Source organism: Erwinia aphidicola, from assembly GCF_014773485.1.
In the GTDB taxonomy this organism is placed as follows: domain Bacteria; phylum Pseudomonadota; class Gammaproteobacteria; order Enterobacterales; family Enterobacteriaceae; genus Erwinia; species Erwinia aphidicola.
Genome location: NZ_JACXBP010000008.1, coordinates 1 through 18,873 on the forward strand (window position 1 = coordinate 1; position 18,873 = coordinate 18,873).

Sequence of the window (18,873 nt, forward strand, 5' to 3'; positions counted from 1 at the left end):
TTAAACTGCAATCATCGAATTGATTTAGCTGCTATGCGGAGACATTTTAAAAAATGAAAAAAATAACCTATTTTATAATTTTGGGAATCGCTACTCTATATTTTCATCTCGCAAAAGCGAATGTAGCAGTTGACTGGGAGTTACAGGGAGATGATCTACATTACACAATTACATCTGCAACTTATTCACCCGGAGGCAATAAAGATATGAATTGCGGAATCTTAGGGGGAAAGTGCTTTGTTCAGATGGGACTGTCTTCTTCTCCATTTCAAGATGTACAGTGGAAAGATTATGTCTCTTTGAGAGGGAGTCAAACTTTCTCAGCTGTAGCCCAGGCCTGGAATGCTAAATATATGCCAAGAAGTGGTGTTATTTATAACTGGATAACTATTAATTCTATCAAACCGAGATGCATAAATTTATATATCTCAAGTGATATTGCTGGTGCTGCATACATGGGTAACTCATGTACTGGGACAATGAACCCTCCGCCTGTTGTTCCTCCAATTCCGCCATTATCATGTGATATTGATGGTTCTATAAATCTGGCTCATGGAGTTTTAAGCAATAATTCACTCAATGGAAACACAAAATTCATAAATTCACTCGTGCACTGCACTCGGGCTGCATCGGTAAAAATAATAGTTATAGCTAATCAGGGCGGTGATGTAGTGAAATTACGCTCCGATGGAAGTCTCAATTCTCAGCTAAAAGTAAATGGCGTTAATGGAGTGAGCGGTGTTACGCTATCAGTCCCTGGACCTGGAGGGATAAATGTGCAATTTTCGTCAACTCTCGTTACTAATGGTGAGGTATCACCCGGGGATTTTTCAGGTTCAGCCGTAGCCCTTCTCACAATATTATAATGTATTAAACACCTTTATTTTAATGTACAGACTTAAACTATTACCTTGTAGACCTTTTAAAAAAGCGTAAAAACAGTCGTTAACCTGCTGCACTCAGCTCGTCAGATACCCGACCGACTCCCTGCGGCAGGTTATATCTATTCGCTCCGGCATCTAATTTTCCTGACATATCACAGTAGCGCGATTGGCTTCCGTTAATTTACCCACAGGCTGTTACATTTCCCCTACCCCTTTCCAGCTTGTAAAATAGCACCCGCCAGTAAATCCTATTTTTATAAAACCAATATGATAGCGTCTGTTAATATACAGCAACCCGGCCGGGGTTAGTTCTAATCCACTGGTTCTCTGGCTATCGATAATTACACATAAAGTACAGACTTAAACGAACGGTATAAAGCCTCTTTATTGTGATATCGGAAATTTTGATGATACAATCTATGGAATATAATTGGTACCCTCCCACATGGCCAGTTATTGATTAAGCATAATTTTACCGATATCCTTTCTCAGCTTTCGATTTATTGCCTGTTTTATATTATAGACCTTTTTGACAGTCAGCTTTAGAATCTGCGATATCTGGATTGGTGAGTGGCCTCGCAATGATAAATCAATATGGAAGACCTCCTCCCTGTTCAGTCTTTTAATTTTTCGCATATAGGACGTATGCGAACAATAGGCAGACAATGTTAGTATTTCCAACACTTTGCTTATATTACAATCTGTATAAATAGCAGTATATATGCGCTTATCCCGCAGCACCCAATACTCTGCTAAAGGCTCCATAATACTGTCACAGATAAGGATTATCTTCAGGCCGCTTGTTCTTAGGCGATCAATCCACTCATTGTTGGTGAATAAACGTAGGTTAGGTGCTGAAAAATCAATAAATAAATAATCTTGCTTTATATCGACATTAGTACACATCCGAGCAATGCATTCAATTCCTTTACGAAGATAACAATTTGAATCTGGCCATATTTTTATCTCATTCGTTTCATACATAGAGAGCGACTCCTTTAATTTTCGTGATTCATCCTTACTGTTAATAATATAATCAGCATAAAAGCATTAGAAATATTAATGACTATACTTAATTTAGCGCACTGAAAATAAAACCACTGCATGCTAATTTAATCTAGCCAGACGCGCTTCTTAATTTTAGTGCACATCCATGACCTTCTCCTCTCTTCACGGTGAGATAATTGTGCTCGAGGGGGGGTGTTACAACAACTTGTATGATAACATGTGTTATAATAAAGAATATTATATTGCATTTCTGTCTTTATAAAGGATTTTCACTGCGCGAGTAGTGATTCTATGGAAATTTAAAGATAAAATTAATGCTTCTAAAAGGTGCCATTTTGCTGGCACCTGCTGATAAAAGAGCTGAGAACAGGATTGTCAGTTGGCTTAGTAAGAAATTAGTGGAGTTACCATGTACTTTATTCTGAACAAAGGCATTAAGTTTACGCCTGAAACAAATGAATTGTCGTTAATCCCTGATGGTAAAAACGGCATACTTATATCTAACGCAGCATCACGTTTGCTTGTCGAGATGGTCAGGAATGCAAATGAAGTGGTAAGCCGTGATGTTCTCCTGCAGAAAGTATGGGAGGATTACGGATTTAAAACATCTTACAATAACCTGTATATGGCCGTGAGTGAAATAAGAAAAACATTTGAGATACTAGGGTGCAATAAAACTGTAATCATTACGATCCCTAAAGTAGGAATTAAGCTCGTTGCTGACATTGATATATTTGATGCTTCTGAAACAAAACTCAAGCCTTTATTTTCAGAAGAACTTTCAAAGGTTACCCCAGAGGTTCCTTCATCAAATGACACCTTCTCTGATCCGAACATAGATAATCCACCCGAAGATAAATTCGGGTCAGACATTGAAACAATCACATTAAGCGCGGAAAATAAAAATTATCTTTACCGATGGATTCTCCCACTGTTAATTATGGTGTTGAGCATGACAATTTTCTACTATCAGCTCAACAAAAAATTGGGTTTCTCGCCCTTAGTTCAGTATGACGTATTCGATTATCGTTCATGCCGAATCTATATCATCAACAGTAGCGTAGGCTACAATTTAACACTCTTGAAAGAAAAAGCGCTTAAAAATCTTAATGATAATCACGTTGATTGCGGCAGCGAGAAAAAAAGCATCTATTTTCAGGATAACTTCATTCGCTCAGGAAAAATTAATGAGTATACGCTTGGCGTTTGCTCACGATCTCCCGGTAAAAACAAATGTGAGACTATTAAGTCTCTGGCTGGATAAATATGTTAAAATCAAATAAATTTTTTTACGCTGTATTGATATTAACACTGCTGCTTGGCATTTTAATTAATTACTTTTATTTTAAAAGTAAAAACCTGGTTTATACGTGTTCATCCGAATTAACCTTATCTTATCCAGATGGCAATAACATTTACGCATCATTTAATGGGTTTATTTTTAGCAATGGAACAGGGCTATCAACATATCGTGGTACAGTGGTAGGAAGAAATAGAGAATATGCTCTGAATTCAGATTTTCCCTTTAAGATTCATGGCAATAAAATCAATGTCATTGTTTATGGATCAGCAATAAAAAAATACAATGATACCACTCCAGATAATATGATTTTTCGTGAGATGTTAAGTAAAGATGCAACCTACTACCTTTCCTTTTATACATCACCTGAGGGGGATATAGTCGTTAAGGACAGAGGTGCTATAACCTATATCTGTTCTCACTGATGCTTACGTATCAATGTGGCTCATCTCACGACTTTATTCTTATGTGCCAACTCGATATGTTGGCACTCCATTGAATGTAAGCCCCTTTCATCATTAAAACTAAGAAAGGGGTATACTGCTCGATTCTTCACCCTTCAACAGCAACTGCGAGGCAGGCCGATGCGATATGCGTTTAGCTGTTAAGATACCGCTTCACGCCTCTGGGTGAGCTTAAATTTTTTCGAATTAAATTATGCACACTTTTATTTCTCAACGCTCACGCAATGCTTCGTTCATTTTATTCAGCGGCTTAAGCAGGTAATCGAGGATGCTTTTATTTCCGGTTTTGATGTCTACCGTGGCGATCATACCGGGGAAGATATAAAACTTCTCGTGGTGCTTATTTTCCAGGTAATTTGCATTGGTTTTGATCTTTACGCGGTAGTAGTAGACGTCGCGGCGCACATCATCCTGAATGGTGTCCGGTGAAATTGTCGTCACTTCGCCGTCTAAACTGCCGTAGATCGAGTAGTCGTAGGCAGTGATTTTGACTTTGGCTTTCTGGCCCGGATGAATAAACGCCACGTCGCGCGGGGAAATTTGCGCTTCCACCAGCATCTGGTCGTCAATCGGCACCAGCGTCATCAACATGCCGTTAGGCGGGATCACGCCACCGACGGTGTTAACCTCGATATTCTTTACAATGCCTTTCACCGGCGAGAAGAAGTCCAGTCGGTTGAGGGAGTCTTTGCGGCCTAAAATCACCGAACGCTGAGTCTCGATCTCCGCATTGGCTTTCGCCAGCTCCTCACCCGCGCGGACGTGATACTGCGTTTCCAGATCGGTCGCCTTGCTTTCCATTTCGTTAATCTGCCGTTGCAGCCGCAGTACTTCGACATCGCTCGCCGCGCCCTGTTTGACCAGCGGTTTGGTCATCGCAAGCTCGCGCCGGATCAGTGCCACCCCCTGTTTCAGGCCAGAAAGCTGCTTCTCGAGGCTGTTGCGGCTGGAGTTGTACAGCTCAGTTTCCGATTTCACCAGATCCGGCTCGTTGTTCAGCTCTGGTGGAAACACCAGCGGGGTATCGTTGATTTGAGCGGTCAGACGCGCCGCCGTCGCCAGCGCCGCGTGCAGACGGGACAGACTCTCCTGTACGCCGGACTCGGTTTTAGTGCGGTCTAGCTGCGCCAGACGCTGGCCGCGCTCCACCACTTCACCCTCCTGCACGTTGATGCTGTGGACAATCCCGCCCTCCAGCGACTGCACGATCTGTTCGTGCGAAGAGGGAATGACTTTGCCAGTGCCGGTGGTCACTTCGTCCAGCGTATAAAAGTTCGCCCACAGCACAAAACTCAGCAACATCAGCGCCAGGCTCCAGACCAGAACGGTCGAGCGCGGCAGGGATTTTTCCGCCAGCGGCCGGTGATACTGTTTTTGTCCATTTATCGCTTTTTTGCGTCCGATCATGATGCCCTGTCCTTATTCGCTGGTTTAACGGCCTGAGCGGGCTGTCCTTTTGGCCTGAAATGTTTATTCAGGATCTCATCTTTGCTGCCATCGAGCGTGATACGGCCGTTATCCATCACGACGATGCGATCGACCAGCTGCAACAGCGCCAGACGGTGCGTAGCGATCACCAGGGTTTTGTTTTTCCCCCACGCCGACAGGTGATGTATCAGGTTCGCCTCGGAGATTTCATCCAGCCAGGCGGTGGGTTCATCCAGCAGTAATACCTGCGGCTGCATGATGATATGCCGCGCCAGCAGCAGTGCCTGGCGCTGACCGCCGGAAAGCCCGACGCCGCCTTCGTGGATCAGGAAGTTCAGACCGTTCTCTTTTTGCTGCACAAAGGGCAGCGCGCCGCTGATGATCAGCGCCTGATGGATCTCTTCATCGGTAGCCTGCGGGCGGCCCATGGTAATGTTGTCACGCACCGAGCCAAAGAACAGCCGGGCGTGCTGGTTATGCAGCGCCACGTCGCGGCGTAAATCTGCCGGATCGATCTGTTTGATGTTGACGTTATCCAGCACCACCTGCCCTTGCTGAACCTGCTGCATCCCGGCCAGCACCTGCAACAGCGTGGATTTCCCCGCGCCGTTTTTGCCCAGTACGGCAATCTTCTCGCCCGGCGCGATTTTCAGGCGGGCGATGGCCAGATTGGCGACTTTCTCTTCTTCGTCGTAATAGAACACCGCGTCATTGAGCTGATACTCACCGGCGATTTGTGCCTTGTGGACCATTTTCTGGCCATCTTCCCGATCGATAGGCCGTTGCATCAGTTCATCCAGCCCTTTACGGGCAACTTTGGCCTGCTGCCAGCGGGAAAGCACGCCGGAGATCTGCGCCAGCGGCGCGATAGTGCGCGAGGCCAGAATGGTGGTTCCGACCAGCGCACCGGTGGTCATGTCGCCGTTCATCACCAGATAACACCCCACCAGCAGCACAATGGCATACACAATCGACTGCACTTCCTGCGTCCAGGTCATCAGCAGGCTGGTGAGAAAACGCTGACGCATACTGATATCGGCGGAGACTTCGTTACAGTGGTTCCACTGGTTCTGGAAACGCTGTTCGGCGCGCATCAGTTTGATGTCTTCAAGGGATTCCACCGCTTCCACCAGCGAGGCGTTTCGCACCGCGGATTCGCGCATCCCTTCGCTGGCGAGCTTCGCCAGGGGTTTTTGGATAAGCAGACCGGGGATCAGCAACAGCGGAATGGCCAGCAGCACCACAAACACCAGCGGACCGCCAATCATCCACAGAATGACCGTGAACAGCAGGAAAAACGGCAGATCGGAAATCACGCTGATGGTAGTGGAGGTGATTAACTCGCGCACCGATTCCAGTTCACGGATTTGCGAAATAAAGGAGCCGGTGGATTTGGAACGGGCACTGTTTTTAATGCGCAGCGCGCGGCCAAACACCCGGTCGGATATGCGCAGATCGGCGCGTTTCCCTACCACATCAGAAATATGGACGCGGACCATGCGCATCACGAATTCGAAAACAATGGCGATCATCACACCGCCAAATAGCACCCACAGCGTGGGGATGGACTGCGACGGAACCACGCGGTCGTAAACCTGCATGGAGAACAACATGCCCGCGAGCGCCAGCACGTTGGCGATCATCGCTGCCACCATGATGTCGCTGTAGCGGCGCCAGTCTTTCAGCGCCAGCTCCCAGAACCAGTTTCTTTTGTAGGGCTTGATGTAGTTATCAACGCGCGCATCGGGAATGGTTTGCAGCGGTCGCAGCAGCGTGATGCTCTGCACCCGCGCTAACAGTTGTTCAGCCGTCAGCGGCGTTTCCAGCCCCTGATCTTCGGTAAATTGCACGGCGCATTGGCCGCTGGCGTCCATATGCGTCACCACGCCCAGTCGGCCATTATCCAGCGCAACGATAAACGGCACCGACATCGGGTCGAGATCCGCCGGATGAAAATCGCGGGTCACACGTGCCAGTCCGAGCTTTTGCGCCATCTCATCGAGCACGCTCTCCTGCGGTGCGCCCATCTCCCAGGCGAGGGTGGCTTTCACATGCTCTTCTGAGTAATCCAGACGATAGTGCCGTGCAACATCCAGCATGGCGCTCAGCCACGCCGCATACCCCTTTTGTTTCTCCGCCTGCGCGGCGCGACCGTCGACGACCGCTGCATCGGGTGCGCTACTGCTTTTATCTGACATGGTCTCTTTATTCATCTGCATTGTTCCCTAATTCACTGTTCCTTCACGTTCATTCCAGAACATGATTATGGAGCGGGAGCAGCGGAGCAGAGACTGTGCCCTCTGCCCCGCCGCCTTCCATTTACCGTTAATTAGCCAACCACTAATTGATGGTTTGCCAGCAGCGTCGCCAGATCGGTATGGACGTTGGTCAGCGTCGCGATGGTCGTCATCGACTGCGCCGTGCCGCTGCCATCCAGATCAACCTTAATCACCGTGTTGTTACCTTCGGTGGTTACGCTCAGGTAATTCGCCAGATTGCCAACGCCTGAACCCAGCGTCGCGACGCCGTTAACGTAGCTGGCGTCCGCCGTACCGCTGTACCCGCTCGACTGCAACAGGTCACTCAGATCAAGACGGTCGGTATTCGCCGTCCCTTCCCAGGTCCCAACCTTGAAGCCGTTGATGGTGTCGACACCGTTGCCGCCGGTGGCATCGCTGCTGTCCAGCAACTTGTACAGCAGCGTGTCGTGCCCACCTTTACCCAGGTTGAAGGTGTCATTACCACCGCGCCCTTCGAACACGTTATTACCTGCGCTGCCGGTGATAACATCGTCGTAATTCGACCCGGCAATCCCCTCGATATCCTTGAAGGTCGCCGTGTTGAATCCGGTGTTCTGTGCGCTGCTGCTGCTGAGATCTACCGTGACCCCGCTGGTGGCGTTTTTAAAATCGACGATATCCTGACCGCCGGTGGCGCTCCATGTCGCATGGTCTGACGAGCTGCTCCAGCCGCCGCCACCGTTGTAAACGTAGGTGCCGCTTTCAGCGATAAATGTGTCGTTATAGCCGGTGCCGGTGAGGGTGCCGCTGGTCCCGCCGTTCGCCGCGTCTGCGGTGAGCGAATAGCTGCTGGTGCCGTCGCCTGCGCTCAGGTCTGTCCAGGTGGCATCGGTGGACACGCCGTTGATGTTGCGCACCAGCACCGCCGAATAGGTTTCATTCGGATCCAGACCGTAGAAGTTCACCAGCGCCGAGGAGTCGTTGACGCCGACGCCCGACTGGGCGTTGATGATCTGCGACGCCACCCGTTCACCGGCGGAGTTGTAGAGCTGCACGGTATTGCCGTAGAACACGTTCATGCCTTCGCCGTCGAGAATGCGCAGGTGAAGAGCCGTGCCGTCCGCAATGCTGGCATTGTTGGCGATGTACACCACTTTGCCGTTTGCCTGCGACACCAGCAGATCCTGCGTACCGTTCCAGTCGTAATCGAGGGTGGCAATCCCCGTCACGTTGACCAGTGAGGAAGCAAGCGTGCTGCTGCTCCAGCCTTTGCCGGTACCGTCGTTAACATACAGTTGGGCGGTCTGGCTGGCCGAATAGGTGCTGAACTTGATGATGTCCATGTCACCGTCGCCGTCCCAGTCCACGGCAGCGGACAGATAACCGGCGGACGCAGTATTGGTGGTCGATGTTTCAACCGCGGTTGGCGTGGTCAGCAAGGTTCCCTGCCCGCTGTTGTAGTAAATCGCACCGCCATAGTTGTAGCTGCCGTTAGGGTTCAGACCGGAGGAAATGTACAAATCCATCAGGCCGTCGCCGTTGAAATCCGCCCAGGTCATTGAGACGGCCGTGGTGGTGTTCGCGGCATTCGGCACAAAGACGTTGGCGATGTTCTGCGTTTCCGTCAGCGCGCCTGTGCCACTGTTGTTGATCACCGTCAGCGCATAGGCACCGCTGCGGTTGGTATGCTGCACAATGTCGACCGTACCGTCATTGTTAATGTCCACGCCGGAAATTTCCCGGTAGGTGACCCCGGCAAGACCAGCCGCTCCGTACGTACCATCTGGCGACAGCACGCCGTTGTTATTGACCAGATAGCTGCGGGAGTCGCCGCCTGCATCGCCGTATGCCATGTCCAGCCAGCCATCACCGGTTTTGTCATAAGCCATGATCCCGCCGTACCAGATGGTTGTGCCGATAGCCTGCTGACCGTAGGTATAAGTGCCATCAGTGTTCGCCGTCCATTTGCCCTGGATACTGCCGCCGTAGTTGGTTTCCGTCGCATAAATGTCTGAGGTGCCATTACGGTCGGTATCCGCCAGCGTGTAACTCACCACGATGTTGCCGCGGGAGTTGGTCAGCGTGGTGCCGGTATAGCTGTTCAGACCAGAGCTGGTGTAATCAGAGATACCGGTGACCACGTTCCACAAGCCACTGCTGTTCAGGCTGAATGCCATCGCATTGGTGGTGGTTGCCCCAGCGGTGCTCGCCCAGCTGGTGTCCACCGCCGTTTCGGCATAAACCACCAGAGAACCGTGGCTGATCCCCGCCTCGTTACCGTTGCCCGCGCTGCTTCTGACCTGTGCAGTCACGTCATACGTCGCCAGCGCCAGAGAACCCGGCAGCTGCAAATACCAGGTGTTGTTGATCGGATCGACCACCACCGCACCGCCGGATTCCGAGGTATAGGTGACGCCGTTTACCACCACCTGTACATACATCCCCTCACCCAACGCTTCAGATAGCGTACCGCTGATGATCGGTGTCGTATCCTGGGTCGATTCACCGGTCACGGTGGCAATCGTGGTCGGAATCGAGGTATCGACCGTCAGGGTGAAGTCTGACGACGATGTGACGTTGCCCGCCAGATCCTGCGAGGTCGCGACGTAAATATAGGTCCCGTCCGCCAGCGCGGAGTCCGAGAAGGTCCACGCCAGGCCCACCACCGTCGCGACGCCAACGTACACCCCGTTGCGGTAGATCTTCAGCACTTCGCCGTCGGCCAGCGCTTTGCTCAGCGTGCCGCTCAGCGTCGGCGCGGTTTCGTCGGTGTGGGTGCCGGAACCGAACGATCCCTGACGGTCTCCCTTATTGTCGGAATAGCTGGCGATAGTCGCCTGCGCTTCCGGGTTCAGCGTATCAACCGTCACCAGCTGAGAACCGACCGCCCCGGTGTTACCCGCCAGATCGATCACCCGCACCTGCACGTTGTAAACGCCATCGCCGAGTGCGGTACCGGTCGCGTCATAGCTCCAGGTGCGTCCGCGAGTGACGACGTCAATCCATGTCTGACCGCCATCGAGGCTGATCTGCGCCCATTCATCGCTCGCAAGCGTTGCACTCAGGTTGCCGGAGAACGTCAGCGTGGTATCGCTGGTGATGAAATCATGGCTGTTATCACCGGTATCGGTGCCGATCGCGCCAATGGTGATGGCTTGCGATGGCGCAGTGGTGTCAATCGTCACCACCTGCTGCGCGGTCTGGCCGACGTTACCGGCCTGATCGACCACGCGTACCTGATACAGCGTTTGCCCGTCGGTCAGCGTGCGACCATCGCTATAGCTCCACTTCAGGCCGGAGAGCGCAACGGTCGTCCAGCTCGCGCCGTTATCAATGCTGATCTGCACCACTTCGCCCGCGCCCAGCGCCTGTCCGATAGAACCGGTCACCGTCAGCGAGGTATCACTGGTGATGAAATCGCTGGCAGACACACCGGTGTCGGTGGCGATGCTGTCGATGGTCACAGTTTTGCTGCTGTCCGGCGCCACGGTATCCACGGTGACAACCTGACTGGAGATGCTGCCCACGTTACCGGCGGCATCTACCACGCGAACATAGTAGGTGTAATCCCCATCGGTCAGCGTGCGGTCATCAACGTACCTCCAGCGCGTGCCAATGGTGGTCGTGTTGAGCCACGTCACCCCCCCATCAAGGCTGATCTGCGCATATTCATCCGCCGCCAGCGTCGCGCCGAGCGTGCCGCTCACGGTCAGCGAAGTGTCGCTGGTGACGAAATCGCTGCTGCTCAGACCGGTGTCGTTGCTGACAGCATCAATGCTGATGGTTTTACTGCTGTCCGGGGCGACGGTGTCGATGGTCACCACCTGACTGGCGGTTGCGCCGACGTTACCGGCCAGATCTACCACGCGCATCTGATAGTTGTAGTCGCCATCGGCCAGCGTGCGGCTGTCGATATAGGTCCACGTCAGGCCACTGATATTGACATCTTTCCAGGTGGTGCCGCCGTCGATGCTGATCTGCGCATATTCATCCGCATTCAGCGCCGCGCCCAGCGTGCCGCGCAGGTTGATGGTGTTATCGCTGGTGATGAAATCAGTACTGCTCAGGCCGGTATCCTGCGAAACCGCATCGATAGTGATCGACTGGCTGGCCGTTGGCGCTACGGTGTCAATAACCACCGTTTTCGTCGCCGTCGAACCGACGTTCCCCGCCGCATCAATCACCCGGACGTTATAGGTGTATGACCCGTCCGCCAGCGCGCTGCCCGGGGCATAACTCCACGTGGTGCCCACCACGGTGAGCGTCTGCCAGCTGATGCCGCCGTCGAGGCTGATTTGCGCCGACTCGGCATTGCCCAGCGCCGCACTCAGCCCGCCTTTCAGCGTGATGGTGTTGTCGCTGGTGACAAAGTCCGTATTGCTGCGCCCGGTGTCTTCACTCAGCGAATCAATGGTGATGGTCATCGACGGCGCCGTGGTATCCACGGCAATCTCGTGGATGTCGCTGCCGGTGTTGCCGATACTGTTGGTGACGGAAGCGGTGATTGCGTAGTTATTGCCATCCGCCAGCGCTGACACCGCGTTGGCGCTGAGGTTGAGCGTCCAGCTCAGATCCGCCGCGACCGAAGTGGTGTACGTCTGCCCGTTGAGCGTCACGGTGACGAGGCTGTTCGCCGGTGCGGTGGTGGTGCCGCTGATAGCGAGCGAAGTGCCGTGCTCGGCGGCGTTCACCACGTCGTCCTGCGCGAAGGTGTTGATGCTTATGGTTGGCATCTCACCGCTCAGGGTAACGGACGATGCTGCCGACACCGGGTTGCCCGCCACATCACTGACGGATGCGCTGACGGTATAGCTGCCGTCCGCCGCGCCGAGGAAATCCGCCGCCGGAACGGTCACACTCCAGGTGCCGTCAGAGGCCACCGTAGCGTGATACTCACGGTGATTAAATGTGACGGTCACCGTCTGACCGGCTTCCGCGCTGGTTGTCCCGCCGATCGCCTGACCGGCATGCTGCTCGGCGGAGTTGATGATGTCATCACCGGCAATGGTGTTGATGGTCAGGGTCGGCGCGAGGCTATCGACAATCACCGACGCATTCGCCGACGCCGGGTTCCCGGCCACGTCGCTGGTGCTGGCGGTGACCGTCAGCGTGCCGTCCTGCAGGGCCGCAACGTCATTTTGCGGAACCTGCACCGACCAGAGGCCGTCGGCGCTCACCTGCGTGGTATAAGTGACGCTGTTCAGCGTCACGTGCACCGTTTGCCCCGCCTGCGCCGTCGTGGTGCCGCTCAGGGTTAACGCCTGACCCAGCTCCGCTGCATTCAGGATCCCGTCCGCGGCGATCGGGTTGATCAGCAGCGCCGGTGCGGTGGTATCAACCGTCACGTCATGCGTGGCGCTGACCGGGTTGCCTGCCGTATCGCTGGCGCTGGCTGTTACGGTGTAATAACCGTCAGTCAGTTTCGCCACATCGCTCGCCGGTATGCTTAGCGTCCAGTCACCTTTGACATCCACCTGCACAGTGTAGGTTTTGCCGTTCAGCACGACGACCACCTCTGTTCCGGACACCAGTTTTTCGCTGCTGCCGGACAGCGTCAGGCTGTTGCCCTTTTCCGCCGCATTGATAATGTCGTCCTGCGCAATGGTATCGATGCTCAGGCTGAGGGCATCAGTCATGACGGTGATCAGATGGTCGGTGCTGCCGGTGTTGCCCGCGTTATCGGTGATGCTGACCGTAAATGTCGTGTCACCGGAAGCCAATGCGCTGATAGCGCTGGCCGGAACGCCGATGCTCCAGTTGCCGCGGGCGTCAACCACGGTGGTGTAGGTATGGCCGTCGATCACCAGCGTCACCAGATTGCCTGCCTGCGTGCCGGTGCTGCCACCGGTGATCACCTGCGCCTGCGCATGTTCAGCGGTATTCAGCACATCGTCACCGGCGACGGTATTGATGGTTACCACCGGCGCGGTCACGTCAACCAGCAAGGAGCCGGTGGCGCGGCTGCTGTTACCGGCGATATCGCTGACGCTGGCGCTCACGGTGTAAGTTCCGTCAGCCAACGCGCCTGCACTCGCCGCCGGTAGCGTGGTGCTCCACGTCCCGTCTGCCGCCACGCTCGCCGTGTAGGTCTGGCCGTTAAGCGTCAGGGTGACCTGCTGACCAGCTTCGGCGGTGGAGGTCCCGCCGATCGCCACGTCCGCATTCGCTTCCGCGCCGTTAAGCACGTTATTACCGGCGATGGTATTGATGGTCAGCGTTGGCGCAGCGGTATCCACTTGCGCCGTGTTTGCCGCCGTGGCGCCGTTGCCCGCCGCGTTGCTCACGCTCACGGACACCGTTGCGTCACCGTCTTTCAGCGCCTTCATGTCCGCTGCCGCAACGGTGATGCTCCAGCTGCCGTCGGCCTGCACGCGGGTGGTGTACTGATGACCGGCAAAGTTTACGCTGACATCGCGACCGGCTTCGACGTTCTGCGTGGTGCCGCTCAGGGTCAGATCCGCCGCTTTCTCCGCCGCGTTAATGATGCCGTCGCTGGCAATGGTATCGACGCTGATCGCTACGCTGCTCAGATCGACGGTGATGTTTTGCGTGATGGTCACCGGGTTACCGGAGGCATCCGCGCCGCTGACGACGATCGCCAGCTGACCCGCAGGCCACTTCGCCACGTCTGCCGCCGGAACCGCCGCCGACCAGCTGCCGTTGGCGCCGACCGTGGCAGCATAATCGGTGCCGTTGACGGTCACGGTGACGCTGCTGCCCGCGGCGATATCAGAGCTGGTGCCGCTGATGATCTGGTTTTGATTAATCTCGATGCTGTTGACGATGTCGTCACCGGCAACCGTATTGATGCGCAGGCCCGGCAAACCGGCGTCGATACCGATCTGGCGATCGCCGCTGCCGGTATTGCCGTGCTGGTTGGTGACGCTCGCGCTGACGGTCAGGTCGCCGTCGCCCAGCGCCTGCAAATCGGCCGCCGGAACGCTGACGCTCCAGCTCAGATCCGCCTGCACTTTGGCCTGGTAGGTGTGGCCGCCGAGCGTAACGGTGACGGTGTCCCCGGCCGCCGCGTTGCTCACGCGCCCGCTCAGGGTCTGGCCTGCCGCCGCTTCGGCTGCGTTGATGATGTTATCGCCCGCCACAGCATTAATGATGACGGAAGGCAGCGAGGTATCAACCAGCAGGTTAGCGCTTTCGGTGATGGCGTTGCCGACATCGCTGTTGGCGCTGGCTGTTACGGTGTAGTTGGCTTCCCCAAGCGCTGCCAGTGCGCTGGCCGGAACGGTCAGGCTCCAGACGCCCGCAGCAATTTGCGCGCTGTAAGTGACGCCGTTCAGCGTGACGCTAACCTGAGTGCCGTCACTCAGGTTGCTGCCGGTGCCGGAAATCGTCAGATCTGCACCTTTTTCGACGGCGTTGAGTACGTTGTCCTGCGCGATAGCGTCAATGCTGAGGCCCGGCAGGCCGGTATCTACGGTCACATTGTGCGTCTGCGAACCGGTGTTACCGGCGCTGTCAGTGATGCTGACGCTCACGGTGTAAGTGCCGTCAGAGATCCCGCCGATCGCGCTGGCCGGTACGCCGACGCTCCAGTTGCCGCTGGCATCCACCACGGTGTTATAGGTATGGCCGTCGATCATCACGCTCACGCTGTTACCGCTGACCGTACCCGTACTGCTGCCGCTGATCACCTGCGCCTGCGCGTGTTCGGTGCTGTTAATGACGTCGTCACCGGCGATGGTGTTGATGGTCACCACCGGCGCGGTCGCGTCAACCAGCAACGCGCTGGTCGCCCCGGTGCGGTTACCGGCGATATCGCTGACGCTGGCGCTCACGGTGTAAGTTCCGTCAGCCAGCGCGCCTGCACTGGCCGCCGGTAGCGTGGTGCTCCACGTCCCGTCTGCCGCCACGCTCGCCGTGTAGGTCTGGCCGTTAAGCGTCAGGGTGACCTGCTGACCGGCTTCGGCGGTGGACGTTCCGCCGATCGCCACGTCCGCCCCCGCTTCCGCGCCGTTAAGCACGTTATTACCGGCGATGGTGTTGATGGTCAGCGTTGGCGCTGTCGCATCCACCAGCGCCGTATTTGCCGCCGTGGCGCCGTTGCCCGCCGCGTTGCTCACGCTCACGGACACCGTTGCGTCGCCCTCTTTCAGCGCCGCCATGTCCGCTGCCGGGACGGTAACGCTCCAGCTGCCGTCCGTTTCTACCTGCGCGGTATAGCTATGACCGGCGAAAATCACCGTCACCTTCTGACCGGCTTCGACGTTCAGCGTGGTGCCGCTCAGGGTCAGATCCGCCGCTTTCTCCGCCGCGTTAATGATGTCGTCGCTGGCAATGGTATCGACGCCGATCGCTACGCTGCTCAGATCGACGGTGATGTTTTGCGTGATGGTCACCGGGTTTCCGGAGGCATCCGCGCCGCTGACGGCGATCGCCAGCTGACCCGCAGGCCACTTCGCTACGTCTGCCGCCGGAACCGCCGCCGACCAGCTGCCGTTGGCGCCGACCGTGGCAGCATAATCGGTGCCGTTGACGGTCACGGTGACGCTGCTGCCCGCGGCGATATCAGTGCTGGTGCCGCTGATGATCTGGTTTTGATTAATCTCGATGCTGTTGACGATATCATCACCGGCAACCGTATTGATGCGCAGGCCCGGCAAACCGGCGTCGATGACGATCTGGCGATCGCCGCTGCCGGTATTGCCGTGCTGGTTGGTGACGCTCGCGCTGACGGTCAGGTCGCCGTCGCCCAGCGCCTGCAAATCGGCCGCCGGAACGCTGACGCTCCAGCTCAGATCCGCCTGCACTTCGGCCTGGTAGGTGTGACCGCCGAGCGTAACGGTGACGGTGTCCCCGGCCGCCGCGTTAGTCACGCGCCCGCTCAGGGTCTGGTCTGCCGCCACTTCGGCTGCGTTGATGATGTCATCGCCCGCGATCGCGCTAAGGGTCACCGACGGCAGCGCGCTGTCGACCAGTACGCCGTGCGTCGTGCTGCCGGTGTTGCCTGCGGCATCAACGGTGGAGGCGGTCAGGCTGTAATTCGCTTCGCCGAGCTGAGCCACATCCGCCGCCGGAACGTTCAGCGTCCACGCGCCGCCGCTGACGCTGGCAGAGTAGTCTTTGCCGTTCAGGTTCAGCGTCACGGTGGAACCGTCCGCGCCGCTGCTGGTGCCGCTCACCGTCAGGGCTTCGCCTTTTTCCATGGCGTTGATCACGTCGTCAGCCGCCACGGTACTGATGGTCAGCACCGGCGCGGCGGTGTCTACGATCACCACGTGCGAGGCTGTACCCGGATTGCCCGCCGCATCGGCGACAGTGGCGGTGATGGTGTGGCTGCCGTCCGCCAGACCGCTGACCACGGCGGCAGGCACACCGACGCTCCAGTTGCCGCTGGCATCCACCGCAGCGGTGAAGCTGCTGCCGTCGATGACCACGGTGACCAGGCCACCCGCCGGAACGCCGGTAGATGAACCGCTGATGATAAGGTTCTGCTGGTGTTCATGGGCGTTGACAATGTCGTCTGCAGAAACGGTGTTGATGGCAAGCGTTGGCGCGGTCACGTCCACCTGCAGCGAACCATTCGCGCCGGTGCGGTTACCGGCGATATCGCTGACGCTGGCGCTCACGGTATAGGTTCCGTCAGTCAACGCACCTGCACTGGCCGCCGGTATCGTGGTGCTCCAGGTGCCGTCTGCCGCCACGCTCGCCGTGTAGCTCTGGCCGTTAAGCGTCAGGGTGACCTGCTGGCCGGCTTCGGCGGTGGAGGTTCCGCCGATCGCCACGTCCGCCCCCGCTTCCGCGCCGTTGAGCACGTTATCACCAGCGATGGTGTTGATGGTCAGGGTTGGCGCAGCGGTATCCACTTCCACGGTATGCGCTGCCGTGGCGCCGTTGCCCGCCGCGTTAGTCACGCTCACGGACACCGTTGCGTCGCCGTCTTTCAGCGCCGCCATGCTCGCTGCCGGAACGGTGACGCTCCAGCTGCCGTCCGTTTCTACCTGCGCGGTATAGCTATGACCGGCGAAAATCACCGTGACCTTCTGACCAGCTTCGACATTCAGCGTGGTGCCGCTCAGGGTCAGGTCCGCCGCTTTCTCCGCCGCGTTAATGATGTCATCGGCCGCGACAGTGTCGATAGCAATCGCCACACTGGCGAGATCGACGGTGATATCGTTTGAAATCGTGACGCTGTTTCCGGCTGAACTGGTGCCGGTAACGGATACCGTCAGCGCGCCCGCAGGCCAGCTGGCAACGTCCGCTGCCGGAACCGCCGCTGACCAGCTGCCGTTGGCGGTCACGGTCGCGTGGTACTCAACGCCGTTAACCGTGACGGTAACGCTGCTGCCCGCGGTCAGGCCGCTGCTGGTGCCGCTGATGATCTGATTCTGATTGATCTCGATGCTGTTGACGATGTCGTCACCGGCAACGGTATTGATGCGCAGGCCGGGGATCGCGGCGTCAATAGCAATGTCGCGCTCACCGGATCCGGTGTTGCCGCTGATATTGGTCACCGTTGCGGAGACTTTCAGCGCGCCGTCGCCCATGGCAGCAAGATCGGCGGCAGGGATCGTCAGGCTCCACGTAAAATCATCTTCGACGGTGGCGTAATACGTTTTTCCACCCACGGTGACGGTCACCTGCTGTCCCGCTTCCGCATGGATAACGGTGCCGCCGATCGCCTGATCGGCCTTCACTTCGGTGGCGTTGATGATGTCATCACCGGCCACCACGTTGATGGTCACCGCCGGGCTGTCGGAGGAAGTTTGCAGCCCTTTGCTCACTGACCCGCTGTTGCCGACATCATCGGTGCCGCGCACGCTAACCTGATACAACGCCTGGCCCAGATTCGCCAGATCGCTGGCCGGAATGTCCGCGCTCCATGCGCCGTCGGTCACGGTGCCCTGATACTCCAGACCGTTAAGCGTAACGATAACCGTCACGCCATCCATCAGACCGGTCACGGTGCCGGTGATGGTCAGCGTTGAAAGCGCTTCGGTGGCGTTAAGAATGTTGTCGCCGCCTGCCATGTCGTTGATGGTAAAGACCGGCGCGGCGGTATTGACCACCACGTTTTGCCCGGCCGAACCGACGTTACCGGCGGTGTCTGTCGCGCTGGCGGTGACCTTATAGCTGCCGTCCGCGAGGCCGCTGATGATGCTGGCCGGTACGCCGACGCTCCAGTTGCCGCTGGCATCCACCACGGTGTTATAGCTATGGCCGTCGATCACCACGTTCACGATGTTACCGCTCACCGTACCCGTACTGCTGCCGCTGATCACCAGCGCCTGCGCGTGTTCGGTGCTGTTAATGACGTCGTCACCGGCGAGGGTGTTGATGGTCACTTCCGGCGCGGTCGCGTCAACCTGCAATGAGCCGCTGGCGCGGCTGCTGTTACCGGCGATATCGCTGACGCTGGCGCTCAGGGTATAGGTTCCGTCAGCCAGCCCTGCCGCATCTGCCGCCGGTAGCGTGGTGCTCCACGTCCCGTCCGCCGCCACGCTCGCCGTGTAGGTCTGGCCGTTAAGCGTCAGGGTGACCTGCTGACCGGCTTCGGCGGTGGACGTTCCGCCGATCGCCACGTCCGCCCCCGC

The 18,873-nt window shown here is 56.2% G+C and carries 6 protein-coding genes and 3 pseudogenes; 3 read left to right on the forward strand and 6 right to left on the reverse strand.

What is annotated here, in order from left to right; genetic code table 11:
• The first annotated feature begins 53 nt into the window (after window positions 1-53).
• The 3 genes from ID864_RS18495 (at window position 54) to ID864_RS18505 (ending at window position 3,617) form a co-directional block, all read left to right on the forward strand.
• Window positions 54-866 carry an MrpH family fimbial adhesin gene (locus ID864_RS18495; protein ID WP_191150057.1) on the forward strand — a complete coding sequence of 271 codons (813 nt, stop codon included), beginning with the start codon at window positions 54-56 and terminating at the stop codon, window positions 864-866.
• A gap of 1,435 nt (window positions 867-2,301) precedes the next feature.
• Entirely contained in the window at window positions 2,302-3,156 is an 855-nt protein-coding gene (locus ID864_RS18500) for a transcriptional regulator (protein ID WP_191150058.1), read from the forward strand.
• Between the two features lie 2 nt (window positions 3,157-3,158).
• Complete coding sequence (locus ID864_RS18505) at window positions 3,159-3,617, forward strand: hypothetical protein (protein ID WP_191150059.1); 459 nt, start codon at window positions 3,159-3,161, stop codon at window positions 3,615-3,617.
• Window positions 3,618-3,866: 249 nt separating this feature from the next.
• Here the strand turns inward: ID864_RS18505 and ID864_RS18510 are convergent, their stop codons facing one another.
• The 6 genes and pseudogenes from ID864_RS18510 to ID864_RS24035 form a co-directional block, all read right to left on the reverse strand.
• On the reverse strand, window positions 3,867-5,063 hold the full coding sequence (locus ID864_RS18510; RefSeq protein WP_224750527.1) for an HlyD family type I secretion periplasmic adaptor subunit: 1,197 nt from the start codon (window positions 5,061-5,063) through the stop codon (window positions 3,867-3,869).
• Window positions 5,060-7,297 carry a type I secretion system permease/ATPase gene (locus ID864_RS18515; protein WP_263575965.1) on the reverse strand — a complete coding sequence of 746 codons (2,238 nt, stop codon included), beginning with the start codon at window positions 7,295-7,297 and terminating at the stop codon, window positions 5,060-5,062. The genes ID864_RS18510 and ID864_RS18515 overlap by 4 nt, the downstream gene beginning before the upstream one ends.
• Window positions 7,298-7,413: 116 nt before the next feature.
• Window positions 7,414-12,960, reverse strand: coding sequence for an Ig-like domain-containing protein (locus tag ID864_RS24020; protein WP_455709049.1), 5,547 nt, complete (start codon window positions 12,958-12,960; stop codon window positions 7,414-7,416).
• A gap of 36 nt (window positions 12,961-12,996) precedes the next feature.
• Window positions 12,997-16,848 (reverse strand): annotated as a pseudogene (locus ID864_RS24025) (beta strand repeat-containing protein); the annotation flags it as partial.
• Between the two features lie 6 nt (window positions 16,849-16,854).
• Window positions 16,855-17,793: pseudogene (locus tag ID864_RS24030) on the reverse strand (Ig-like domain-containing protein); the annotation flags it as partial.
• Window positions 17,779-18,861 (reverse strand): annotated as a pseudogene (locus ID864_RS24035) (Ig-like domain-containing protein); the annotation flags it as partial. The pseudogenes ID864_RS24030 and ID864_RS24035, both read right to left, overlap by 15 nt.
• Window positions 18,862-18,873 lie beyond the last annotated feature (12 nt).